We start from the raw sequence: 22,994 nt of genomic DNA on the forward strand, positions 1-22,994 counted from the left end.
CCCTTCGAGGTGTTTCAACATGCGTCTCAAAACCGCCATTGCCGCCGCTACCTTGCTTTCGCTGCCTCTTGGCTCGGCCATGGCCGATACCTTCTGGCGTAACGTGATGACTTCCGGTGCTACCACGGCGTCGAGCTACCTGACCTCGCGGGATCACAAGCTGGTAGTGGCCGCGCAGGATGACGCCAGCAGCTTCGTCGCCAGCGAAGGCGCGATCCGCGGGCCGTTCCTGGAAGCGGCCATGCGCGAGGCACGGGCAGAGAACCCAGGGATGCAGGCTTCCGACATGGAGTTGGCCAATGCCATCCTGGCCAAGAATGCGGTAGCCGAGTAACTGCGTCGCCTGCTTCGCGGGTGAACCCGCTCCTACAGGCACCCGCGAAGCATCCAACACCAACCTCAGCGATAAGCCTCTACCGGCACACACGCACAGAACAGGTTCCTGTCCCCATACACGTTGTCTACCCGGTTCACCGCCGGCCAGTATTTGTGCTGGCGCACGTGAGCACTGGGGGCCACCGCCTGCTCCAGGCTATACGGTCTGTCCCATACCCCCAAGACATCAGCCAAGGTATGCGGTGCATGTTTCAGCGGGTTGTTCTCCGCTGGCCAGTTGCCCTGCTGTACTTCGTCAATTTCCGCGCGAATCGCCAGCATCGCTTCGACAAACCGATCCAGCTCAGCCTTCGATTCACTCTCGGTCGGCTCCACCATCAGCGTGCCCGGCACTGGGAAGGACATGGTCGGTGCGTGGAAGCCATAGTCCATCAGGCGCTTGGCCACGTCCTCTTCGCTGATGCCTGTCAGCGCTTTCAACGGCCGCAGGTCGAGGATGCATTCATGCGCCACGCGCTGGTTGCGCCCGCGGTAGAGCACCGGGAACGCCGCGCCCAACTGGCTGGCCAGGTAGTTGGCCGAAAGGATAGCCACCTCGCTGGCGTCGGCCAGCTGCGGGCCCATCATGGCGATGTACATCCAGCTGATCGGCAAGATGCTTGCGCTGCCCCAGGGCGCGGCGCTGACCGCGCTGTTGTTCGGGTCCAACCCAGGCACCGGCACCACCGGATGGCTGGCGACGAACGGCTTGAGGTGCGCGCGGATACCGATCGGCCCCATACCCGGGCCGCCGCCGCCGTGGGGAATGCAGAACGTCTTGTGCAGGTTCATGTGTGAAACGTCGGCCCCAATGTCTGCGGGGCGCGCCAGGCCCACCTGGGCGTTGAGGTTGGCACCGTCCATGTAAACCTGGCCGCCGTACTGGTGCACCACATCGCAGATTTCGCGTATCCCCTCTTCGTACACGCCGTGGGTCGAGGGGTAGGTAATCATCAGGCACGACAGACGCTCCCCGGCCGCATGCGCCTTGGCTTTGAGGTCAGCCAGGTCGACGTTGCCATCGTTGTCGCAATCGACGATCACCACTTCCATGCCGGCCATCTGTGCCGACGCCGGGTTGGTGCCGTGGGCCGACGACGGGATCAGGCACAACGTGCGCATCGGCTGGTGGCGGCTGCAGTGATAGCGGGTAATGGCCATCAGGCCGGCGTATTCACCCTGAGCACCGGAGTTGGGCTGCATGCAGATCGCATCGAAGCCGGTGATCGCGCACAGCCAGCTTTCCAGTTCGTCGATCATCGCCTTGTAGCCCGCTGCCTGGGCCGCCGGGGCGAACGGGTGCAGCTGGGCAAAACCGGGCCAGGTGATGGGGATCATCTCACTGGTGGCGTTGAGCTTCATGGTGCACGAGCCCAACGGTATCATCGACTGGTTCAGCGCCAGGTCCTTGTTCTCTAGCTGCTTGAGGTAGCGCAGCATCTCTGTTTCGCTGTGATGCAGGTTGAACACCGGATGGGCGAGGAATGGCGTGCGTCGCACCAGGCTGGCGGGGATGCCTTCAGGCAGGGCCAGCTGGTCGAGGGCGGTGATTTCCAGGCCATGATCCACCCCCAGGAAGATGTCGAGCAGGCGCAGCACCGTCTGTTCGGTGCAGGTTTCGTCCAGGCTCACCCCCAGGTGCCCGCGACCGAGAATGCGCAAATTGATGTGCGCGGCCTCGGCGCTTTCAATGATGGCCGCCTGGGCACCGCCAACATTCAGGGTAAGGGTGTCGAAGAAGTGCTGATTGAGGCGTTTGATGCCTTTGGCCTCAAGGCCGGCTGCCAGGATGAAGGTCAACCGGTGCACACGCTGCGCGATGCGTTGCAGGCCTTCCGGGCCGTGGTACACCGCGTAGAAGCCGGCAATGTTGGCCAACAGCACCTGGGCCGTGCAGATGTTGGAGTTGGCCTTTTCGCGGCGAATATGCTGCTCGCGGGTCTGCAGGGCCATCCGTAATGCGGTGTTGCCACGGGCATCGCGGGACACGCCGATGATGCGACCCGGCATTGCCCGCTTATAGTCGTCGCGACAGGCGAAATAGGCCGCGTGAGGCCCGCCGTAGCCCATCGGCACACCAAAGCGCTGGGTCGAACCCAGCACCACATCGGCGCCCAGCTCTCCGGGCGGTGCCAACACCACCAGGCTCAGCAGGTCAGCGGCTACGCAGGCCAAGGCCTGTTGGCCGTGCAACTGGTCGATCAGCGGGCGCAAATCGCGCACTTCGCCGTGGGTGTCCGGGTACTGCAGCAAGGCGCCGAACACCGAGTGCTTGGCAAGGTTATCCACAGAATCGACGATCAGCTCGAAGCCGAAGCCTTCGGCGCGGGTCTTGAGTACCGATAGGGTCTGCGGATGGCAGTGCTCGTCGGCAAAGAAGGCGTTGCTCTTGTTGCGTGCCACCCGCTTGGCCAGGGCCATGGCTTCGGCGGCAGCGGTGGCTTCATCTAGCAGCGAGGCATTGGCCAGAGGCAGGCCGGTGAGGTCGATGACCATTTGCTGGAAGTTCAGCAGCGCCTCCAGCCGGCCTTGGGCAATTTCGGGTTGGTAGGGCGTGTAGGCGGTGTACCAGCCAGGGTTTTCCAGCACGTTGCGCAGGATGACCGTGGGGGTGATGGTGCCGTGGTAGCCCATGCCGATGAGGCTGGTCCAGACCTGGTTCTGTTCGGCGTAACCGGCGAGCTTGGCCAGGGCGGCTTGCTCGTCCAGTGCCGCTGGGAGGTCGAGGGGGCGATTGAGGCGGATGTCTGGCGGAACGGTCTGCTCGATCAGCTCGTTGCGGCTGGCGATACCCAGCGCGTTGAGCATGGCCTGCTGCTCTGTGGCATCGGGGCCCAGGTGGCGACGCAGAAACGGGTTGAGCTCTTGCAGTTGATGCAGGGATGGCGACTGGGACATGACGACGCTCTCTTCCTAGACCAGGCCTCATGGAAACTTACAAGTCTAGGAAGGGATTGCCGATTGTGCGGGGAAACTTGTTTGCAGGCCCGGCCTCTTCGCGGCTAAAGCCGCTCCTACAGGGGCTGCACCCGTCTCGAATGCAGCGCTGTACCTGTGTAGGAGCGGCTTTAGCCGCGAAGCAAGCAACGCGGTCTTACTCGCCAATCAGCGCCTGGTAGCCAGCCGCATCCAGCAACTTGTCCAGCTCGGCCGGGTTGCTTGGCTTCAATTTGAAGATCCACGAACCGTAAGGCTCTTCGTTCAGCAGTTCCGGGCTATCGGCCAGCTCTTCGTTGACCGCAATCACTTCGCCACCGACCGGGGCATAGATGTCCGAAGCGGCCTTGACCGACTCCACCACACCTGCAGCGTCGCCAGCGCCAAACACTTTGCCGACTTCAGCCAGCTCGACGAATACCACATCACCCAAGGCTTGCTGGGCGTGATCGCTGATACCCACGGTCACACTGCCGTCGGCTTCCAGGCGAGCCCACTCATGGCTTTCGGCAAAACGCAGTTCGGCGGGGATATTGCTCATGTCTTGAATTCCTCGATTGGCTCAGCGGTACGCCCGCCGGTTATAAATTGTTCAGATCAGAATCTTGCCGTGGCGCACGAAGGTCGGTTTGACCACCCGCACCGGGTACCACTTGCCGCGAATTTCCACCTCGGCCCGATCACCGGTAGCCATAGGCACACGCGCCAACGCAATGGACTTGCTCAGCGTAGGCGAGAAACTACCACTGGTGATCTCCCCTTCGCCAATGCCGGCTACACGCACGACCTGATGGGCGCGCAGTACACCGCGCTCTTCCAGCACCAGACCCACCAGCTTTTCCTGCACGCCGTGCTCGATTTCCGCAAGCAGGCCGACACGGCCGATGAAGTTGCGCTCGGCCGGTTCCCAGGCGATGCTCCAGCCCAGGTTGGAGGTGAGCGGGGTGTGGTTTTCGTCGATGTCCTGGCCGTACAGGTTCATGCCGGCTTCCAGGCGCAGGGTATCGCGGGCGCCCAGGCCGCTTGGGGCGATACCGGCGCCGACCAGGTCGTTGAAGAAGGCCACCGCCTGATCGCCCGGGAAGATGATCTCCAGGCCGTCCTCACCGGTATAGCCGGTGCGGGCAATGAACCAGTCGCCGTCGGCAACGCCCTCGAACGGGCGCAGTTCGCGGATGAGTGCAGCGCGCGCGGGGCTGAGCAGGGCCGCCACCTTTTCGCGGGCACGCGGCCCCTGGATGGCAAGGATGGCCAGATCAGGGCGGACCTGGAAGTCCACGGAAAAACCGGCGCGTTGCAATTGCAGCCAATCGAGCACCTTGGCACGGGTGGCGGCATTGGTGACCAGGCGATAGCCGGTTTCAGTGCGGTAGACAATCAGATCATCGATCACCCCGCCCTGTTCGTTCAGCAGCGGGCTATACAGCGCCTTGCCGGGGTCGTCGAGGCGGGCCACGTCGTTGGCCAGCAGGCGCTGCAGCCAAACTGTGGCATCAGTGCCGTCGACATCGATCACGGTCATATGAGAAACATCGAAGACGCCGCAATCGCTGCGCACCTGATGGTGCTCCTCGACCTGCGAGCCATAGTGCAGGGGCATGTCCCAGCCACCGAAATCGACCGTCTTGGCGCCTAGCGCCAGGTGCAGGTCATACAAAAGCGTGCGCTGTCCCATGGGTTTCTCCTTCCGGGCGTGGCGAAGCGGCGGCGGTCGATGACGTTGGGTCGTCAGCTTTTCTTGTTACTCACACCCGCCGCGCGAATGCCGCGCATTGTAGCCGCAAGGTCGCAAACTGACATCCTCAGTGACTGTGACCGGGTCGACGGGCCGAACGGCGAATCAGGCCGATGACCGGCAGCAGGCCCACCAATACCAAGGTCAGTGCCGGCAGCGAGGCGCGCGCCCACTCGCCCTCGCTGGTCATCTCGAACACCCGCACGGCGAGGGTATCCCAGCCGAACGGCCGCATCAGCAACGTGGCGGGCATTTCCTTGAGCACATCGACGAACACCAGCAGCGCGGCGCCAAGCGCCCCCGGCACCAGCAGCGGCAGATACACCTTGAAAAACAATCTTGCGCCGCCAACACCCAGGCTGCGCGAGGCTTCAGGGAGTGAAGGGCGGATGCGCTCCAGGCTGCTCTCCAGCGGCCCGTAGGCCACCGCGATGAAGCGCACCAGGTAGGCCAGCAGCAACGCCGAGAGGCTACCTAGCAGCAGCGGCTTGCCGGCGCCGCCCAGCCAACTGGACAACGGGATGACCAGGTGGTTGTCGAGGTAACTGAAGGCCAGCATGATCGATACCGCCAACACCGAACCGGGCAGGGCATACCCCAGATTGGCCAGGCCAACCCCGGCGCGGATACCGCCCGTCGGTGCCTGGCGCCGGGCAAAGGCCAGCAGCAGCGCCACGCATACCGTGACCAGCGCCGCCATGCTGCCCAGGTACAGGGTGTGCAGCACCAGGCCGATATAACGCTCATCCAGGTCATGCCGACCGCGTTGCCAGAACCACACCAGCAACTGCAGCAGCGGGATGACGAAAGCGCAGGCGAACACCAGCAGGCACCAGCCACTGGCCAACAGCGCCTTGAGGCCGCGCAGGTGATACAGCGCCTGCGCGCGCGGCCGTTCGTTGCCGCTCCGGCTGGCACCGCGGGCGCGGCGCTCGCCGTACAGCACCAGCATCACCGCCAGCAGCAGCAGGCTGGCCAACTGGGCCGCACTGGACAAGCTGAAAAAGCCGTACCAGGTCTTGTAGATGGCCGTGGTGAAGGTGTCGAAGTTGAATACGGCCACTGCACCGAAGTCGGCCAGGGTTTCCATCAGCGCCAGGGCGATACCGGCGCCGATCGCCGGCCGTGCCATGGGTAAGGCCACCCGCCAGAAAGCCTGCAGGGGCGATAACCCGAGTACCCGCGCCGCCTCCATCAGGCCCTTGCCCTGAGCCAGGAAAGCCGTGCGCGCCAACAAGTAGACATAGGGATAGAAGACCAGCACCAGGACGGTGATTACCCCACCGGTGGAACGCACCCGAGGCAGGCGCATTGGCCCGAACACCTCGCGCAGGGCGCTTTGCACCGGGCCGGCAAAGTCCAGCAGGCCGACGAAGACGAACGCCAGCACGTAGGCCGGGATGGCGAACGGTAGCATCAGCGCCCAGTCCAGCCAGCGTCGACCGGGGAAGTCGCAGAGGCTGGTAAGCCAGGCCAGGCTGACGCCCAGCACGGTGACACCAATGCCCACGCCCACCACCAGGGTCAGGGTATTGCCGAGCAGGCGCCCCATCTGGGTGTCGAGCAGATGAGACCAGATCTGCAGGTCGATGGATTGCCAGGACAACAGCAGCACGCTCAGGGGCAGCAGCACCAAGGCGGCGATCAGGGAGACCGGGAGGTACCAGCGGCGTTGGGGGGTGTGGGGCAAGGCTGAAATCTCGAGTGCGATGGCGACCGCTGCGCGGTCGTTCGCGGGTAAACCCGCTCCTACGGGGACCGCGCAAGGCAGTGCAGATCCTGTAGGAGCGGGTTTACCCGCGAAAGGGCCCTAACGGGCCCAAAGAGGATAAAGCCTGGCGCTTAGTTGTAGCCAGCCCGATCCATCAGGCGAATGGCTTCAGCCTGGCGCTTGCCGGCAATTTCCACCGGAATGCTGTCGGCCTTGAAGCTGCCCCACGCCGCCACTTCCTCCGATGGTTTCACCTTCGGGTTGGCCGGGAACTCCTGGTTGATATCAGCAAACAGCTTTTGCGCTTCTTCGCCGGTCATCCATTCCACCAGTTTCTTCGCGGCTTCCGGGTGTGGCGCATGCTTGGTCAGGCCGATGCCCGACAGGTTCACGTGCACGCCACGGTCACCCTGGTTGGGCCAGAAGATCTTCACCGGCAGGTTCGGGTTCTGCTTGTGCAGACGGCCGTAGTAGTAGGTGTTGACCACGCCCACATCACATTGCCCGGCCTCGATGGCCTGGATCACCGCGTTGTCGTCGGAGAACACATCGGTGGACAGGTTGTTGACCCACCCTTTGACGATTTGCTCGGTCTTGGCCTCACCGTGGGTTTCGATCAGGGTGGCGGTCAGCGACTGGTTGTACACCTTCTTGGCCGTGCGCAGGCACAGACGGCCTTCCCACTGTTTGTCAGCCAGGGCTTCGTAGGTGCTCAACTCCTCGGGTTTGACCCGCTCGGTGGAGTAGATGATGGTGCGGGCGCGCAGGCTCAGGCCGGTCCAGTCATGGGACGAGGCGCGGTACTGCGCCGGGATATTCTGGTCGATGACGTCGGACTCGATCGGCTGCAGAATGCCCATCTGCTCGGCCTGCCACAGGTTGCCTGCATCGACGGTCAGCAGCAGGTCGGCAACGCCGTTGTCACCCTCGGCCTTGATGCGCTGCATCAGCGGGGCTTCCTTGTCGGTGATGAACTTGATCTTGACCCCGGTCTTGGCGGTATAGGCATCGAACACCGGCTTGATCAGCTCGTCGATGCGCGAGGAGTACACCACCACTTCGTCCGCTGCCTGGGCAGTGCCGCCGAACAGGGTCAGGGCCAAGGCGGCCAGTAGGGGCTTGCGTGGCAACATTTTAAGCACTCCTCGATCGTATGAGAGGTGCGAATGGTAGTGAATCCCATTTTCTGGCTCACCTACCTAGGCGTTACCGGATGTTGCAAAGGACTGCTACGCAGCCCCGCCACGCTCAAGCCTTGGCCAGATCCGGCAGGTCACCACTCAAACCCAACGCCTGGCGCACAAACAGCGCCTTGGCCTCCGGCATCTGCTCCACCAGCTTCAACCCGCTGTTGCGCAACCAGCGCAACGGCAGCGGATCGGCCTGGAACAACCTCTCGAAGCCCTCCATCGCCGCCATCAACGCCAGGTTGTGTGGCATACGCCGGCGCTCGTAACGGCTCAGCACCTTCACATCGGCCAGCCTCTCACCGCGCTCGCAAGCATTGACCAGCACCTCAGCCAGCACCGCCGCGTCGAGGAAGCCGAGGTTCACACCCTGCCCGGCCAGTGGGTGAATGGTGTGTGCAGCATCACCGATCAAGACCAGGCCTTCATCCACGTAGCGCTTGGCGTGTCGCTGGCGCAGCGGCACGCACACCCGTGGGTCGGCCTGAAGCACCTCGCCCAGACGCCCTTCGAAGGCCCGCTCCAGGGCCTGCAGGAAGGCCGCTTCATCCATCGCCATCAACTGCTCGGCATGCTCCGGGGTGGTCGACCAGACGATCGAGCACCAGTCCTGCTGGCCATCGCGGGTCAAAGGCAGGAACGCCAGCGGACCTTCGTCAGTGAAGCGCTGCCAGGCCGTGGCCTGGTGCCCGGCGCTGCAACGCACGCTGGTGACAATGGCATGGTGCAGGTAATCCCACTCGCGGGTTTCGCAGCCGGCCAGACGCCGCACCGCCGAATTGGCACCGTCGGCAGCGATCACCAACGGTGCCCGCAGTTGCCGGCCATCCGCCAGGGTCAGCAGCCACTCATCGCCCGAGCGACGCAATTGCTCCAGCCTCGCATTGGCCAGCAGGCCGATGTCGCTGTCGTGCAGGCGCTCCAGCAGGCCGTCCTGCACCACCCGGTTCTCGACGATATGGCCGAGCACCTGGGCATGCACACTGGCCGCCGAGAAGTGAATCTGCCCGGTGCCGCTGCCATCCCACACATGCATGTCGGAATACGGCGTGGCGCGCCGCTGGGCAATGCCGTCCCAGGCGCCAAGGCGCTCGAGGATGCGCTGGCTGGCCGCCGATAGCGCGCTGACACGCGGCTCGAACGGGGCCTGGGCATCGAAGGGTACGACCGTCAGCGGGCCACCATCGAGCAACAAAATTTGCAGGCCACTGTGGCGCAACGCCAAGGCCAGGGCGCTGCCCACCATACCGGCACCGACAATCAACAGATCTGCGCGCATTTCCATGCCTTACGCCTGCCTCGCTTGCGGCTTGAGCCGCACGTATAGGGTTTTATCGACCCGCGCCACCAACTCGCCGGCGCCATCGCGGATATCGACCTGCAAACGCGGCAGGCATTTCTTGCCGGTGGCGGCCTGCTGGCGGATTTCGTCCAGCAGCGCATCATCGACGTGGAATTCGGCATAAACCGGGCCTTTGCCCGGCGAGATGAAATCGATGCTGGCGGCCTTGTCCCAGACGATGTAGTCGCGCCCCAGCTGCTCGATCAGCAGCAGCATGTAGAACGGGTCGACCATGGCATACAGGCTGCCACCGAACTGGGTACCGACGTAATTGCGGTTCCAGCGAGTCAGTTTCATCGCCACCTTGACGCTACGCAGGTCCGGGCTGATGTGCTGCACACGGATACCGGCACCCAGGTACGGTGGGTAGAGGTTCAGCATCCAGCGCAGCATGCGCGCCCGGCGCGCCAGTTTACGCGGGTTGCTCATGCCTGGCCCCGCGGATCAGGGCGGGTGCCCAGGCCCATCGCCTGGCGGGCGAACCAGCTTTTTGCCGGTGGCAACAGGTCGAGCCCGAGCAGGCCAAGGTTGCGCCCGGCCGTCAGCAACGGCTGATTGCTGCCGAACAGGCGGGTGACCTGGTCGGAGAAGCCGATGGTCATAGCCTGGTCCAGGCGCTGGCGCTGGTGATAGGCCTGCAGCGTGGTCAGGTCGCCAGGCTGCTGTGGGCCCGCCAGCAGCGCTTCGGCCAGGGCCTGCACATCACGCAACGACAGATTGAAACCCTGGCCCGCGATGGGGTGCAGGCTGTGTGCTGCGTTGCCCAGCACCACCAGGTGCGGCCGCACCTGCTCCTGGGCCTCGATCAAGGACAGCGGGTAGAGGTGCCGTGCGCCAACTTGGCGCAGCGCGCCCAGGCGGTAGCCGAACACGCCCTGCAGTTCGCGCAGGAAGCTACGCTCGTCGATGTCGGCCAGGCGCCGCGCATCCATGCCCTGACGGGTCCACACCAGTGCGCAGCGGTTTTCCGGCAACGGCAGCAAGGCCATGGGGCCCTCTTCGGTGAAGCGCTCGAAAGCCTGGCCGCCGTGGGCCTCACCCGGGGTAATGTTGGCGATCAACGCGCTCTGCTGGTAAGGCGTGTGGCGTACATGGATACCCAACTGCTCGCGCAGGCCAGAGCGGCCACCATCGGCCAGTACCGCCAGGTCACATTCCAGCTGGGTGTCGTCGTTCAGCCGCAGGCGGTAACCGCGTTCGATGGCCTGCATCGAGGTCACTTCGGCCGGGCAGCGCCAGCTCACCACCTCGCTGTCCAACCCTTGCCACAGGCACTGGCCGAGCCAGGCGTTTTCCACCACGTAACCCAGCGCCGGCACGCCCTCTTCCAGGGCATCCAGGCGGGTGGCGCCAAAACGACCACGGTCGGACACGTGAATCTGGCGAATAGGCTCGGCGCGGCGGCCGATGGCCTGCCACAGGCCCAGTTGCTGATAAATCTGCTGGGTGCCGAATGACAATGCCGAAGAGCGCGCATCATAGCTGGGCTGGTAGCTGTCACCGGGGGCGAACGGCTCGATCAGCAGGATCTTCCAGCCGCGCGCCCTGGCGCCGGCCTGCAGGGCCAACGCCAGGCTTGCGCCAACCAGGCCACCGCCGATGATCGCCAGGTTTACCCGGCTCATGCCACGGCCTTGCGGGCAGCCTGCATCAGCGCCTCGATCTCGGCGACCGTACGCGGCACGCCCGAAGTCAGGATTTCACAACCTTGCCTGGTCACTACCACGTCGTCCTCGATCCTTACCCCAATGCCGCGCCACTTTTTGGCCACGGCCTGATTGTCGGCGCCAATGTAGATACCCGGCTCCACGGTCAGCGCCATGCCGGGTTCCAGTACCCGCCACTCGCCGCCCACCTTGTACTCGCCCACGTCGTGCACATCCATGCCCAGCCAGTGCCCGGCGCGGTGCATGTAGAAGGCGCGATAGGCTTCGCTTTCGATCAGCGCCTGCACATCACCTTCGAGCAAGCCCAGCTCCACCAGGCCCGCGGTGATGACCCGCACGGTCGCCTCATGGGCGTGGTTCCAGTGCTTGCCGGGGGCTATTTCGGCAAACGCCGCCGCCTGTGCCTTTAGCACCAGCTCGTAGATGGCCTTCTGCTCGGGCGAAAACCGCCCACTGACCGGGAAGGTGCGGGTGATGTCGCTGGCATAGCAGTCGATTTCGCAGCCAGCGTCGATCAGCACCAGGTCGCCATCCTTGAGCGGCGCGTCGTTCTGTTGATAGTGCAGGATGCAGCCATTGCGCCCGGCCGCAACGATCGAGCCGTAGGCCGGCATCTTCGCCCCACCCTTGCGGAATTCGTAGTCCAGCTCGGCTTCCAGGCTGTACTCGTGCAGCCCGGCGCGGCAGGCCTGCATGGCCCGCACATGGGCCCGCGCAGAAATGTCCGCGGCAGCACGCATCACCTTTACTTCCGCCGCCGATTTATACAGGCGCATATCGTGCAGCAGATGATCCAGCGCAACGAACTCGTTCGGTGGCTGGGCGCCCAGGCGTGCCTTGGAGCGGATCACGTTGATCCAGTCCATCAGCCGGCGGTCGAACTCCGGGTTGCTGCCCATGGCGCTGTAGACACGCTCGCGGCCTTCGATCAGGCCAGGCAGGATCTCGTCGATATCCGTGATGGGGAAGGCATCGTCGGCGCCGAAATCACGCACCGCCCCTTCCTGGCCGGCCCGCAGGCCGTCCCACAGCTCGCGCTCAGGGTTGCGTTCACGGCAGAACAGCACGTACTCGCCATGCTCGCGCCCTGGAATCAACGCAATCACCGCCTCGGGCTCCGGGAAGCCGCTGAGGTACTGGAAATCGCTGTCCTGGCGGTACACGTGCTCGACGTCGCGGTTGCGGATGGCAACCGCAGCGGCGGGCAGAATGGCGATGCTGTTGGGGACCATCTGCGCCATCAGCGCCTTGCGCCGACGGGCATACTCGGCCTTGGGAATGTGGCTCATGGGCAGACTACCCTTGGTTGATCAGTGCAGCGAGGGCTTGGGCGCGGGTGCGGCCGGCTTGGCCAGTTCGGAGAACAGCAGCAGGGGCGCCACGCGCAGGTATTCCATGACTTCCATGTAGTCGCTCTCGCCGTCTTCGGACTCTTCGAGCGCTTCCTGGACCTGCGAAATGGCCACCAGGTCCTGCAGCACTTCCTTGGCCTCGTCGGACAAGTCCTTCCCGCCAGCGTTCAGGCCGAAACCGGTCACGAAGCCTTGGCACCACTGGCCCAGCGCGGTGGCGCGGTCGCTCAGTGCAGCATCATCGGTAGGCAGCAGCAGGACGATCGCCATGTCGTCGCTGGTCAGCTCGCCCTTGACCATTTCCTGCAAGCCGACCAAGGCATTGCGGACACTGTCACCAGGCTCGATTTCCAGCAGTTGGGCGGCATCGGCCAACCAGGCATCGGCATCGAAGCCGGCGCCGGCGCAGCTGCGGCCAATCAGCAGGCCGTGCAGTTCGGCCGGGGTGACAGGATGGCCATTGCTCGAGAGCAGCATGGCGAAAGCGTTGTAGGGCGATTGAGTATTGGGCATGGGCAGCTAGGCGCCAGACGGCGCAATGTCTAGAATGAAGACCTTGTATCCTAGCACCGGCAGGCGCGCCAAGACCATCGGCACTGGCCGTTGCCGCCCAGGGAGAGGCATCATCGCCAGGTGAGTCAACGACGGAGCGAATCGAGTGCAACCCACGCAAGAGAACGACCTGCAGGCACTGATGAGCCGATTCGAGTTGCTGATCGAACGCGTCGAGCAACTAAAACGGCAAAATGCACTCCTAGTAGCTCAGGAAAAATCCTGGCGCGAAGAGCGCGCCCACCTCATCGAAAAGAACGAGATCGCCAAGCGCAAAGTCGAGTCGATGATTTTACGCCTCAAGGCTCTGGAGCAAGACTCATGAGTTCAAGCAATAGCGTCACCGTGCAGATCCTCGACAAGGAATACTCGATCATCTGCCCGCCGGAAGAGCGCAACAACCTGGTCAGCGCTGCGCGCTACCTGGACGGCAAGATGCGCGAGATTCGCAGCAGCGGCAAGGTGATCGGTGCCGACCGCATCGCGGTCATGGCGGCGTTGAACATTACCCACGAAATGCTGCACCGCCAGGAAGACCGCAACGATGCGCCGGTCACCGGCACGAACCGCGAACAGGTGCGCGACCTGCTGGATCGGGTGGATAAGGCTTTGTCCGACGACACGGATACCAAAATCGGCTGAGATTGGTATACTGGCGCCACTCCCTGGGGGATGCGCCAGTCGGTTATGTCCCTGAGCCGATACGCACAACCACGGGGGTTGCACGCTGGGGCCGGTGTGCATGTCCGCCCGACGGAAAGCCTTAACGCCCCCTGCAATCTCCACCTTGAACTTTCGGGTTCAAGGGCTACACCGATAGCGGTCTTATCGGGGAGCCTGAATTTTCTTGCCCGCCCCCCCGGCGGGCAATTCGTTTTGGCCGACTTTATTCAAGCTTTGTACGACGATTCACCGCGCAGGCACTGTTCGTACTAAAGCCAGCACATCTGGGATCGCCCGTGCCATGACCGAAAACGTGCCGCTCACCCGCCCCCAGCTTCGTCGCCTGCTTCGCAATGCCCGCCGCGCCCTTACCCCTGCCCAGCAACGCCAGGCCACCCTCGGCCTGTACCGCCAACTGGCGCAACACCCCTTGTTCCGCCGCGCCCGCCACATCGCCCTGTACCTGCCCAACGACGGCGAAATCGACCCTCGCCTGCTGATGCGCGAAGCCCAGCGTCGCGGCAAGTGCATCTACCTGCCGGTGCTGCATGCCTGGCCGCGCACGCGCATGGTGTTCCAGCGTTTTGAGCAGGGTGAGAAGCTCAAGCCCAACCGCTTTCGTATTCCAGAGCCGATTATCGATCGCAAACGCCAGCGGCCAATCTGGGCGCTGGATCTGATTCTGCTACCGCTGGTCGGCTTTGACGAAGTGGGCGGCCGCCTGGGTATGGGCGGTGGCTTCTATGATCGCAGCCTGGCCTACCAGGCGCGTCGGCAAACCTGGAAAAAACCCTTGCTGCTGGGGCTGGCGCATGAATGCCAGAAGGTCGAGCGGCTGGCGCAGGCCAGTTGGGATGTTCCGCTGCAGGGCACGGTCTCGGACCGTGGCTGGTACCTGGCGCCACGTTGAGCGGCGCCAGCGGGGGGGGGTATCAACGTTGTGGCTGGCTGGCGTCGACCGGCATCTGATAGGCGTTGTCCAGCTTGCGCTCCCAGAAGCCTTGCGCATAACCGGTAGTGACCACACCCAGGCCGAAAATGAACACCAGGATCCACAGCAGATCCGGCTTTTTACGTTGATTCATCGAAGATTGCCCCCCAGGCAAACTGTTCAGTACTCGGCGATATTCTGGGTACCGCCGGCGCACGCGCTTTAAACGGGGCGCATTTTCCGACAACATGCGTCCGCACGCAAACCTTGACGCCAACCGGCTGTCGGTTTCGTGCAACAGGTTATTTCAAACCTTTTCAGGAGCAGCATTCATGGCTTACTGGCTGATGAAATCCGAGCCCGACGAGCTCTCCATCGAGGCCCTTGCACGCTTGGGTGAAGCGCGCTGGGACGGCGTGCGCAACTATCAGGCGCGTAATTTTCTGCGGGCCATGAGCGTGGGTGACGAATTCTTCTTCTACCACTCCAGCTGCCCGCAACCCGGCATAGCCGGCATTGCCAGAATCACCCGCGCGGCCTACCCCGACCCGACCGCGCTGGACCCTGAAAGCCATTATCACGATGCCAAGGCCACGACCGACAAGAACCCGTGGAGCGCGGTGGATGTGGCCCACGTACAAACCTTTCCAAGGGTGCTGGAACTGGGGCGACTGAAACAGCAGGCCGGTCTGGTCGAGTTGCCGCTGGTGCAAAAAGGCAGCCGCCTGTCGGTCATGCCGGTAACGCCCGAGCAATGGGCGGTGATTGTCGCATTGCGCTGAATAGGCAGCTAAGGTCAAGGGCTTGACCGACATCAACACGCCACACATGGCCGCCAGGCATGATGTACCGTGCATGACCGCAAGGATGCAGAACGATGAACCGATATGCCCCTAGAATCTTCGCCACTGCACTGATCGCACTGCTCGCTGCAGCCGGCGGGCTGGGGTACTGGAAGTCGCTCCACGACCAGTTGCCCGAAGGCCTGAGCATGGGCAACGGGCGCCTGGAAGCCACCGAAGTGCAGATCGCCAGCAAGATCCCCGGTCGCCTGGCCGAAGTACTGGTCGATGAAGGCGACAACGTGATCCGTGGCCAGCTACTGGCGCGCATCGACACCCGCACCATGGAAGCCCAGCGCAGCCAGGCCGAAGCCGAAGTGCTGCGCGCCCGGGAAAACTACGCCGCCGCACAGGCCACCGTGCAACTGCGCCAGAGTGAACTGCTGTTGGCCAGCCAGGAGCTCAAGCGCGTACGCGAAATCTTCCAGCGCAAGTTCGCCAGCCAGCAGTTGCTCGACCAACAGCAGGCGCGCTTTGACACGGCCAACGCAGCAGTAGTCGCTGCCCGCGCCCAACTGGCAGCGATCAAGGCCGCCATTGGCGCCGCCGAAGCCCAAGTGGCGCAGCTCACCAGCGAAATCGACGACAGCAGCCTGCGTGCGCCCATCAACGGCATCATCCAGCTGCGCCTGGCCGAACCCGGTGAAGTGCTGGGTGCCGGCGGCCGTGTGCTGATGCTGATCGACCCCAGCGACCAGTACATGAACCTGTACCTGCCGGCGTCCACCAGCGGCCGGCTGACCGTAGGCGACCAGGCGCGCATCGTGCTCGACGCCCTGCCCGAGCGCGCGCTGCCGGCCAAGGTGGCCTTTGTCGCAGCCAAGGCCCAGTTCACCCCCAAACAGGTGGAAACCCGCGACGAACGGCAAAAGCTGGTGTTCCGGGTCAAACTGCGCCTGAGCGACCCAGGCGCCGTGCCGCAAGCCAAACCAGGCATGCCAGGCGCCGGCTATGTACGCACGGCTGAGGTGGACTGGCCGGCCAACCTGCAATGAACGCCCCGGCACTGCTGGCCGAAGGCATCAGCCACCGTTACGGCGACCTGATAGCCCTCCACCCACTAGGCTTCAGCCTTCCTGTGGGTACCCGATGCGCGCTGATCGGCCCTGACGGGGCTGGCAAATCGACCCTGCTGGGGCTGATCGCCGGCGTGAAACGCCTACAGCAGGGAGAGCTGCAGGTGCTGGGTGGCTCGATCCGCCAACGCCGCCATCGCACGGCGCTCTACCCCAAAGTGGCGTTCATGCCGCAGGGGCTGGGCAACAACCTGTACCCGGAACTGTCGATCAGCGAGAACATCCGTTTTTTCGCCACCCTGTTCGGGCTGGGCCGCCGCGAGTGTGAACAGCGCATGGCCAATCTGTTGCAGGCCACCGACCTGCAGCGCTTTGCCCAGCGCCCGGCCGGCAAGCTGTCGGGTGGCATGAAGCAGAAGCTGGGCCTTTGCTGCGCGCTGATCCACGAGCCAGACCTGCTTATCCTGGACGAGCCGACCACCGGCGTCGACCCACTGTCGCGGCGGCGCTTCTGGGAGCTGGTTGAACAGGTTCGCGCACAACGCCCGCAACTGACCCTGCTGGTGGCTACCGCCTACATGGAAGAAGCCGAACAGTTCGAGCATTGCCTGATGCTCGATGGCGGCCGGCTGCTGGCCGCCGGCCCTAGCCACGAACTGGCTGCAGTCACCCCGAGCGGCAAACTGGATGATGCCTTTACCCATTACCAGGGCGCGGGCAAGGCGCAGCATCAACCACTGGCAATCCCGCCGCGCCAAGCCACGGACGGCCCGGTCGCCATCGAGGCACACGACCTGACCCTGCGCTTTGGCGACTTCACAGCGGTGAACAAGGTCAGTTTCGCCATTGGCCGCGGGGAGATCTTCGGCTTCCTGGGTTCCAACGGTTGCGGCAAGACCACCACCATGAAAGTGCTCACCGGCCTGATGCCGGCCAGCGAGGGCAGCGCCAGCCTGCTGGGTCGCCCGGTGGACGCCAGCGACCTGGCTACACGCAAGCGGGTCGGCTTCATGTCGCAGAGTTTCTCTCTGTATGGCGAGCTCAGCACCCGGCAGAACCTGGCCCTGCATGCCCGCCTGTTCGACTTGCCCAAAGCCGAGAGCGCCCAGCGCATCGATGAGCTGATCGAGCGCTTCGACCTCGCCGCTATCGCCGACCAACCGTCTGGCGCCCTGCCCCTTGGTTTGCGCCAGCGCCTGTCGCTGGCAGTGGCGGTTCTGCATCGCCCGGAAGTCTTGATCCTCGACGAACCGACCTCCGGCGTCGACCCGGCCGCCCGCGACGACTTCTGGCGCCTGCTGGTAGAACTGTCCCGCGAGCAGGGCGTGACCATTTTCCTCTCCACCCACTTCATGAACGAAGCCCAGCGCTGCGATCGTATTTCGCTGATGCACGCCGGGCGGGTGCTGGCCTGCGACACGCCCGATGCCCTGCAGCACCAGTACCAGGGCGACACGCTGGAAGACGCGTTCGTCCGCTGCCTGGAACAGGCCCAGGAACTGGCGCCAGCCGCCACCGACAGCAACGTGCTGGAACAGGCGTCCACCCCCACCCTACCGCTACGCCGGGGCTTCAGCCTGCGCCGCCTGCTGGCAGTGGCCGTCCGTGAGGGCAAGGAGTTGCTGCGCGACAAGGTGCGCCTGGCCTTCGCCTTACTGGGCGCAGTGTTCATGATGGTGATCTTCGGCTACGGCATTTCACTGGATGTGGAAAACCTCGCCTTCGCCGTGCACGATCAGGACCAGAGCCCGCAAAGTCGTGCCTACCTCGAAGCCTTCCGTGGCTCACGCTACTTCGCCGAACAGGCGCCGATCCGCGACAGCAGCGAGCTGCACCAGCGCCTGCAACGCTCGGAAATCAAACTGGCACTGGAAATTCCGCCCGGCTTTGGTCGCGACCTGTACGCAGGACGCCAGCCGGTGGTGGCTGCCTGGCTCGACGGTGGCATGCCGTTCCGCGCCGAAACCAGCCGCAACTACGTGGAAGCCGTGCACCAGGCCAACCTGGAGCAACTGGCAAAGGCCAGCCCACAACCGCAGCCACGCCAGGACCCGGTGCGCCTGGAAACGCGTTTCCGCTACAACCAGGATGTGGTCAGCGTGAACGCCATCGGCCCGGGCGTGATGGCACTGATACTGGCCTTCATTCCGGCCATGCTCACGGCACTGGGCATCGTGCGCGAGAAGGAGCTCGGCTCCATCACCAACTTCTACGCCACACCCCTCACCCGCCTGGAATTCCTGCTTGGCAAGCAGATGCCCTACCTGGCTGTGAGCCTGGTCAACCTGGCGCTGCTGGTGGCGATGAACCGCTGGCTGTTCGCCGTACCGCTCAAGGGCAGCGTACTGGCTTTGGCATGTGGCGGCGTGGCCTACCTGCTGGCAACCACCAGCCTGGGCCTGCTGATTTCGGCATTCACCCGCACCCAGATCGCCGCCATTCTCGGCACCATGATCATTACCAGCCTGCCGACCATCCAGTTTTCCGGGCTGATCGTGCCACGCTCGTCGCTGGACGGCGCGGCAGCGGTGATGGGCCAGTTGTTCCCGGCGGGCTACTTCCTCGACATCGCAGTCGGCACCTTCACCAAGGCCTTAGGCCTGCGCGAGTTGTGGCCGCAGTGCCTGATCCTGCTGAGCTTCTTTGCCGCATTCACCGGCCTGAGCCTGGCAATGCTGAAAAAGCAGGAGGCCTGACATGTCGCGCATGAACCACACCCTGCGCCTGGGCCTGAAAGAACTGACCAGCCTGCGCCATGACAGCGTCCTGCTGCTGTTCCTGCTATATGCCTTCAGCGTGGCGATCTACATGCCGGCAGCCGGCTCGGTGATCGGCGTACACAACGCCAGCGTGGCGGTGGTGGATGAAGACCATAGCCTGCTCTCGCGCAAGCTCAGCGAAGCCCTGCAACCGCCCGAGTTCCAGCCAGCCGTGCCGCTGCCTCCGCAGCGCCTGGACCAGGCCATGGACAGCGGCCAGTACACCTTCGTCATCAACGTGCCGGTTAACTTCCAGAGCGACCTGCTGGCCGGGCGCTCGCCGGAGCTGCAGATCAACGTCGATGCTACGGCCATGAGCCAAGCGTTCATGGGCGCCGGCTACATCGGCCGCATCTTCGAGCGCGAGCTGCTCGACTACAGCCAGCGTGGTAACGAGCAAAGCCCGGTGCTGATCAACCCCAAGGCGCTGTTCAACCCCAACCTGGAGGGGGGCTGGTTTCTGGCCGTGATCCAGATCGTCAACAACATCACCATCCTGGCGATCATCCTCACTGGCACCGCGCTGCTGCGCGAGCGTGAGCATGGCACCCTCGACCACCTGCTGGTGCTGCCGTTGACCGCGCTGGAGATCATGCTGGCCAAGATCGGCAGCAACGCGCTGGTGGTGGTGATCTGCACCTGGATTTCGTTGGTGGTAGTCGTCAAAGGTGCACTGGGCGTACCGCTGTCTGGCTCGATGGGGCTGTTCCTGGCCGTGACCGCGCTGTACCTGTTCGCCAGTACATCGCTGGGCATTTTCCTCGCCACCCTGGCGCGCTCGACGCCGCAGTTCGGCCTGCTGGCGATCCCGGTGATCATCCCGATGCTGTTGCTGTCCGGCGGCAGCACACCACTGGACAGCATGCCGCAGTGGCTGCAGTGGGTGATGCAAGGGTCACCCTCAACGCACTTTGTCAGCCTGAGTGCCGCAATCCTGTTCAGGGATGCCGGGTGGGCGGTGGTATGGCCGGATATCCTGGCGCTGACGCTGATCGGCCTGGTGTTCTTCAGCGTGGCGCTGGTACGGTTTCGTCGGAGCCTGGCGTCTTGAAGGCATGCGCGAGCGTCCGCCGAAAATTGGAAAACTGGCACAAAGACAAAGGGCGCCTTTCGGCGCCCTACTCACAGACAGGTCGACTTGTCATCGCCATATACCTGCCCGGCTCTGTAATTGCTGGTCGAACCAGGATCCTCAGAGTCTTACAAGCCCCTTGCGGGAACAGGCTGATCATCACGCATCGAGCGTAACATTGACAACAGACCGCTCTGTTGCTGGATGTGTGAAACCCAGCGTAAAGCCAACTGCAGCCCTCACGGCGGCGAAATGCTCTGGCCGCATTGTAAAGGTCATGTATTCCCGACCACTTCCTTGCCGCGATTTGACCCGACATCTGTCCAATCTGGAGGTAGCCACCGTGTAGATCATGTCGCACTTGGCCCAGCATGGCTTACAGGAAAGACAGAAGGGTCCTACACACGGGGTAAGCCTGGATTCAATCCGACTTACCAGTGATGGACCTCACCCTGTTTCAGGTCACTGCACGATCAGGTTGTTGAACAGCAAGTCTTCAACGATCGGCTTGCCCTCTTCCGCCTCCAGCACCTGCTGCACCTGTTTCAGCGCCTCTTGGCGAAGATGCTCCTTGGCCTCGACGTTGCTCATGCTATCCACCGTCTGCTGGGTGAACAGTGCCACCAGCTGGTTACGGATCAGCGGTTCGTGGTGCTTTACCGTCTTGGCCGCTTCGTCGCCCGTCACGCGCAGGGCCACGTCAGCCTTGTACACGCGCAGCCGCGGGCTGCCGTCGAGCGCATAGTTGCCAACGAAGGGCGGGCTCAGACTGATGTAGGCGACCTTGGGCACCCCTTCCTTGGCTTCCTCGGCCATGGCCGCAGCCGGCAGCAGCAGCGCCAGCACCATCAAGATCCACGCTTTCACGAATTCGCTCCTCAATACAGTTGGCGCCAGCTTACCCAGCACACCGCTCAAACCCAAGCCCGGGCTTATGCCGGCCCATCAGGGCGGGCCATGCTCGTTGACCTGCCAAGCGGCCCTCCTACACTTATCGGCCACTACCCGCAAAGGAATAGCCCCGATGAAAGCTGTGTTGTGCAAAACCCTGGGTCCAGCGCGCAACCTGGTGCTGGAAGAGGTGGCCAGCCCACTGCCGAAGAAGAACGAGATCCTGCTGGACGTGCAGGCTGCCGGGGTCAACTTCCCCGACACCTTGATCATCGAAGGCAAGTACCAGTTCCAGCCACCGCTGCCGTTCTCTCCAGGTGGCGAGGCAGCAGGCGTGGTGGCCGCCGTCGGCGAAAAGGCCGGCGCGTTCAAGGTCGGCGACCGGGTCATGGCGCTCACCGGCTGGGGTGCGTTCGCCGAGCAAGTGGCGGTGCCGTTCTATAACGTTCTGCCGATCCCGGCGAGCATGGACTTCACCACCGCAGCGGCCTTCGGCATGACCTACGGCACCTCGATGCATGCCCTGCGCCAGCGTGGCCAGTTGCAAGCCGGCGAGACTCTGCTGGTACTGGGCGCTTCCGGCGGGGTGGGCCTGGCGGCGGTGGAGATCGGCAAGGCCATGGGCGCGCGGGTGATCGCGGCGGCCAGCAGTGCCGAGAAACTGGCCGTGGCCAAGGCTGCCGGGGCGGATGAGCTGATCGACTACAGCCAGGCCAACCTGCGCGAAGAAATCAAACGCCTGACCGGTGGCCAGGGCGTGGACGTGATCTATGACCCGGTCGGTGGCGAGCTGTTCGAACAAGCGGTGCGCGGGTTGGCCTGGAATGGCAGGCTGCTGGTGGTGGGTTTTGCCAGTGGCAGCATTCCACAGCTGGCGGCCAACCTGGTGCTGCTCAAGGGCGCGGCGGTACTGGGCGTGTTCTGGGGGGCATTTGCCCAGCGCCAGCCGGAGGACAACGCGGCCAACTTTCACCAGCTGTTTGCCTGGCATGCCGAGGGCAAGTTGAAGCCGCTGGTGTCGCAGACTTATCCACTGGAAGAAGCCGGGGCTGCTATCGAGAAGCTGGGGCAACGGCAGGCTGTGGGTAAGTTGGTGGTGCTGGCCAGGTAAGGCAGACCGGCCTCTTCGCGGGTAAACCCGCTCCTACAGGCGACCGTGCAGGGTTTACCCGCGAAGAGACCGGAACAGGTTGCTCACACTTCGCGCAGATTGTGGCAACGCCTGAATCGCGCTTCCAGGTTGCGATCGGGCATCTGGTGACTGCGCAGTGCATTCAAGGTCTGCTCGACATACTCCCGCGTGGTGCCATAACGCCCCTTGGCACTGGCCAGGATCTGGGTGAGCAAGGTATCCGGCAAGTTGCCGGCATAGCACGGCAGATGCCGCTCCAGTACAAAGCCCAAGGCCTGCACCTTGCTACCATCGCCCAGGCGGCAGTTGAGCCAGTGCGGCCGGTATGCCGGATAGGGCATCTCGCGTTGCCATAGGGCCATCAGTGAGTCGTCCAGGTTGCGTTCATCCAGCCGGTAGGCAAAGCCGCTGCAGGAACCACCGCGGTCCAGGCCAAACACCAGGCCGGGCGTTTCCGGGGTACCGCGATGTTCATGGGACCACAGGTACAAGCCACGGTGATAGCCATGTACCCGCGCGCGCTGGCGCTCCACCGAATTGCACTCCGGGCGCCAGATCAACGAGCCATAGGCAAACAGCCACACAGGCCCGCCCTGGTGCCTGGACATGGTTGTCTTCATGGAGCTGAACAACTGTTCGCGAGTATGTTGCTGACCGAAATCAAGTGCCGGAGGGTATGAAACTTCCCAAGACATACTTTCAAGTGCCGACATAAGCTGCCGCCATTATTCCTGTGAACTACAGATGTAGCGAGATTCGATTACGCTGCGGCCCCAGGCCGCTTTACCAAGGGCGCTTGCAGTAACCATAGGCCAGAATTGCAGGAATAC

General features: G+C 63.6%; 22 protein-coding genes and 1 other RNA gene. 10 read left to right on the forward strand and 13 right to left on the reverse strand.

The window, feature by feature from the left end; genetic code table 11:
- Positions 1-19 precede the first annotated feature (19 nt).
- Complete coding sequence (locus ACF8O8_RS14830; RefSeq protein ID WP_003253711.1) at positions 20-334, forward strand: DUF2388 domain-containing protein; 315 nt, start codon at positions 20-22, stop codon at positions 332-334.
- A 65-nt stretch (positions 335-399) separates the two neighbouring features.
- Here the strand turns inward: ACF8O8_RS14830 and gcvP are convergent, their stop codons facing one another.
- The 10 genes from gcvP to ACF8O8_RS14880 all read right to left on the reverse strand — a co-directional run bounded on the left by gcvP (position 400) and on the right by ACF8O8_RS14880 (position 12,819).
- Positions 400-3,273, reverse strand: coding sequence for an aminomethyl-transferring glycine dehydrogenase (gene gcvP, locus ACF8O8_RS14835; RefSeq protein WP_064491260.1), 2,874 nt, complete (start codon positions 3,271-3,273; stop codon positions 400-402).
- A 196-nt stretch (positions 3,274-3,469) separates the two neighbouring features.
- Entirely contained in the window at positions 3,470-3,853 is a 384-nt protein-coding gene (gene gcvH / locus ACF8O8_RS14840) for a glycine cleavage system protein GcvH (RefSeq protein WP_020191591.1), read from the reverse strand.
- Positions 3,854-3,904: 51 nt separating this feature from the next.
- Positions 3,905-4,987 carry a glycine cleavage system aminomethyltransferase GcvT gene (gene gcvT / locus ACF8O8_RS14845; RefSeq protein ID WP_010955719.1) on the reverse strand — a complete coding sequence of 361 codons (1,083 nt, stop codon included), beginning with the start codon at positions 4,985-4,987 and terminating at the stop codon, positions 3,905-3,907.
- A 127-nt stretch (positions 4,988-5,114) separates the two neighbouring features.
- A complete protein-coding gene (locus tag ACF8O8_RS14850; protein ID WP_274143909.1) occupies positions 5,115-6,737 on the reverse strand; it encodes an iron ABC transporter permease in 1,623 nt (540 codons plus the stop codon).
- A 152-nt stretch (positions 6,738-6,889) separates the two neighbouring features.
- On the reverse strand, positions 6,890-7,891 hold the full coding sequence (locus ACF8O8_RS14855; RefSeq protein ID WP_004575832.1) for an extracellular solute-binding protein: 1,002 nt from the start codon (positions 7,889-7,891) through the stop codon (positions 6,890-6,892).
- A 115-nt stretch (positions 7,892-8,006) separates the two neighbouring features.
- Positions 8,007-9,224, reverse strand: coding sequence for a 2-octaprenyl-3-methyl-6-methoxy-1,4-benzoquinol hydroxylase (locus ACF8O8_RS14860; RefSeq protein ID WP_164721831.1), 1,218 nt, complete (start codon positions 9,222-9,224; stop codon positions 8,007-8,009).
- A 9-nt stretch (positions 9,225-9,233) separates the two neighbouring features.
- Positions 9,234-9,716, reverse strand: a complete 483-nt coding sequence (locus ACF8O8_RS14865) for a DUF4442 domain-containing protein (protein WP_010955722.1) — start codon at positions 9,714-9,716, stop codon at positions 9,234-9,236.
- Positions 9,713-10,912 carry a 2-octaprenyl-6-methoxyphenyl hydroxylase gene (ubiH, locus tag ACF8O8_RS14870; RefSeq protein ID WP_010955723.1) on the reverse strand — a complete coding sequence of 400 codons (1,200 nt, stop codon included), beginning with the start codon at positions 10,910-10,912 and terminating at the stop codon, positions 9,713-9,715. The genes ACF8O8_RS14865 and ubiH overlap by 4 nt, the downstream gene beginning before the upstream one ends.
- Positions 10,909-12,243: a Xaa-Pro aminopeptidase gene (pepP, locus tag ACF8O8_RS14875; protein WP_274143906.1), complete on the reverse strand. Its 1,335-nt coding sequence runs from the start codon at positions 12,241-12,243 to the stop codon at positions 10,909-10,911. Before pepP ends, ubiH begins: the two co-directional genes overlap by 4 nt.
- Before the next feature lie 21 nt (positions 12,244-12,264).
- The gene (locus tag ACF8O8_RS14880; protein ID WP_010955725.1) at positions 12,265-12,819 is read right to left on the reverse strand and encodes a YecA family protein; all 555 of its coding nucleotides are present in this window, start codon (positions 12,817-12,819) and stop codon (positions 12,265-12,267) included.
- A 181-nt stretch (positions 12,820-13,000) separates the two neighbouring features.
- Here ACF8O8_RS14880 and ACF8O8_RS14885 point away from each other — a divergent pair, with 181 nt between their 5' ends.
- The 4 genes from ACF8O8_RS14885 to ACF8O8_RS14900 all read left to right on the forward strand — a co-directional run bounded on the left by ACF8O8_RS14885 (position 13,001) and on the right by ACF8O8_RS14900 (position 14,431).
- Positions 13,001-13,183 carry a TIGR02449 family protein gene (locus ACF8O8_RS14885; protein ID WP_029886233.1) on the forward strand — a complete coding sequence of 61 codons (183 nt, stop codon included), beginning with the start codon at positions 13,001-13,003 and terminating at the stop codon, positions 13,181-13,183.
- On the forward strand, positions 13,180-13,500 hold the full coding sequence (locus tag ACF8O8_RS14890) for a cell division protein ZapA (protein ID WP_010955726.1): 321 nt from the start codon (positions 13,180-13,182) through the stop codon (positions 13,498-13,500). The genes ACF8O8_RS14885 and ACF8O8_RS14890 overlap by 4 nt, the downstream gene beginning before the upstream one ends.
- Positions 13,501-13,517: 17 nt before the next feature.
- A non-coding RNA gene (gene ssrS, locus ACF8O8_RS14895) (6S RNA) lies at positions 13,518-13,697 on the forward strand.
- Positions 13,698-13,822: 125 nt separating this feature from the next.
- Positions 13,823-14,431 (forward strand): 5-formyltetrahydrofolate cyclo-ligase, encoded by a 609-nt coding sequence (locus ACF8O8_RS14900; protein WP_010955727.1) that lies wholly within the window; start codon positions 13,823-13,825, stop codon positions 14,429-14,431.
- A 22-nt stretch (positions 14,432-14,453) separates the two neighbouring features.
- On the opposite strand, the gene ACF8O8_RS14905 is transcribed toward ACF8O8_RS14900, so the two are convergent.
- Positions 14,454-14,606, reverse strand: coding sequence for a hypothetical protein (locus ACF8O8_RS14905; RefSeq protein WP_003253683.1), 153 nt, complete (start codon positions 14,604-14,606; stop codon positions 14,454-14,456).
- 178 nt (positions 14,607-14,784) lie between these two features.
- Here ACF8O8_RS14905 and ACF8O8_RS14910 point away from each other — a divergent pair, with 178 nt between their 5' ends.
- The 4 genes from ACF8O8_RS14910 (at position 14,785) to ACF8O8_RS14925 (ending at position 20,120) form a co-directional block, all read left to right on the forward strand.
- Positions 14,785-15,234 (forward strand): EVE domain-containing protein, encoded by a 450-nt coding sequence (locus ACF8O8_RS14910; protein ID WP_010955729.1) that lies wholly within the window; start codon positions 14,785-14,787, stop codon positions 15,232-15,234.
- Positions 15,235-15,329: 95 nt separating this feature from the next.
- Complete coding sequence (locus tag ACF8O8_RS14915) at positions 15,330-16,289, forward strand: HlyD family efflux transporter periplasmic adaptor subunit (RefSeq protein ID WP_350298444.1); 960 nt, start codon at positions 15,330-15,332, stop codon at positions 16,287-16,289.
- The gene (rbbA, locus tag ACF8O8_RS14920; RefSeq protein WP_392509904.1) at positions 16,286-19,006 is read left to right on the forward strand and encodes a ribosome-associated ATPase/putative transporter RbbA; all 2,721 of its coding nucleotides are present in this window, start codon (positions 16,286-16,288) and stop codon (positions 19,004-19,006) included. Before ACF8O8_RS14915 ends, rbbA begins: the two co-directional genes overlap by 4 nt.
- A gap of 1 nt (position 19,007) precedes the next feature.
- A complete protein-coding gene (locus ACF8O8_RS14925; protein WP_392509905.1) occupies positions 19,008-20,120 on the forward strand; it encodes an ABC transporter permease in 1,113 nt (370 codons plus the stop codon).
- A 483-nt stretch (positions 20,121-20,603) separates the two neighbouring features.
- Here the strand turns inward: ACF8O8_RS14925 and ACF8O8_RS14930 are convergent, their stop codons facing one another.
- Positions 20,604-21,008, reverse strand: coding sequence for a flagellar basal body-associated protein FliL (locus ACF8O8_RS14930; RefSeq protein WP_003253671.1), 405 nt, complete (start codon positions 21,006-21,008; stop codon positions 20,604-20,606).
- Positions 21,009-21,165: 157 nt separating this feature from the next.
- Here ACF8O8_RS14930 and ACF8O8_RS14935 point away from each other — a divergent pair, with 157 nt between their 5' ends.
- Positions 21,166-22,143 carry an NADPH:quinone oxidoreductase family protein gene (locus ACF8O8_RS14935; RefSeq protein ID WP_003253669.1) on the forward strand — a complete coding sequence of 326 codons (978 nt, stop codon included), beginning with the start codon at positions 21,166-21,168 and terminating at the stop codon, positions 22,141-22,143.
- A gap of 83 nt (positions 22,144-22,226) precedes the next feature.
- On the opposite strand, the gene ACF8O8_RS14940 is transcribed toward ACF8O8_RS14935, so the two are convergent.
- Positions 22,227-22,877 carry a gamma-glutamylcyclotransferase gene (locus ACF8O8_RS14940; protein WP_392509906.1) on the reverse strand — a complete coding sequence of 217 codons (651 nt, stop codon included), beginning with the start codon at positions 22,875-22,877 and terminating at the stop codon, positions 22,227-22,229.
- Between the last annotated feature and the right edge of the window lie 117 nt (positions 22,878-22,994).

This window comes from Pseudomonas sp. TYF_14 (genome assembly GCF_043105275.1).
GTDB lineage: Bacteria > Pseudomonadota > Gammaproteobacteria > Pseudomonadales > Pseudomonadaceae > Aquipseudomonas > Aquipseudomonas alloputida.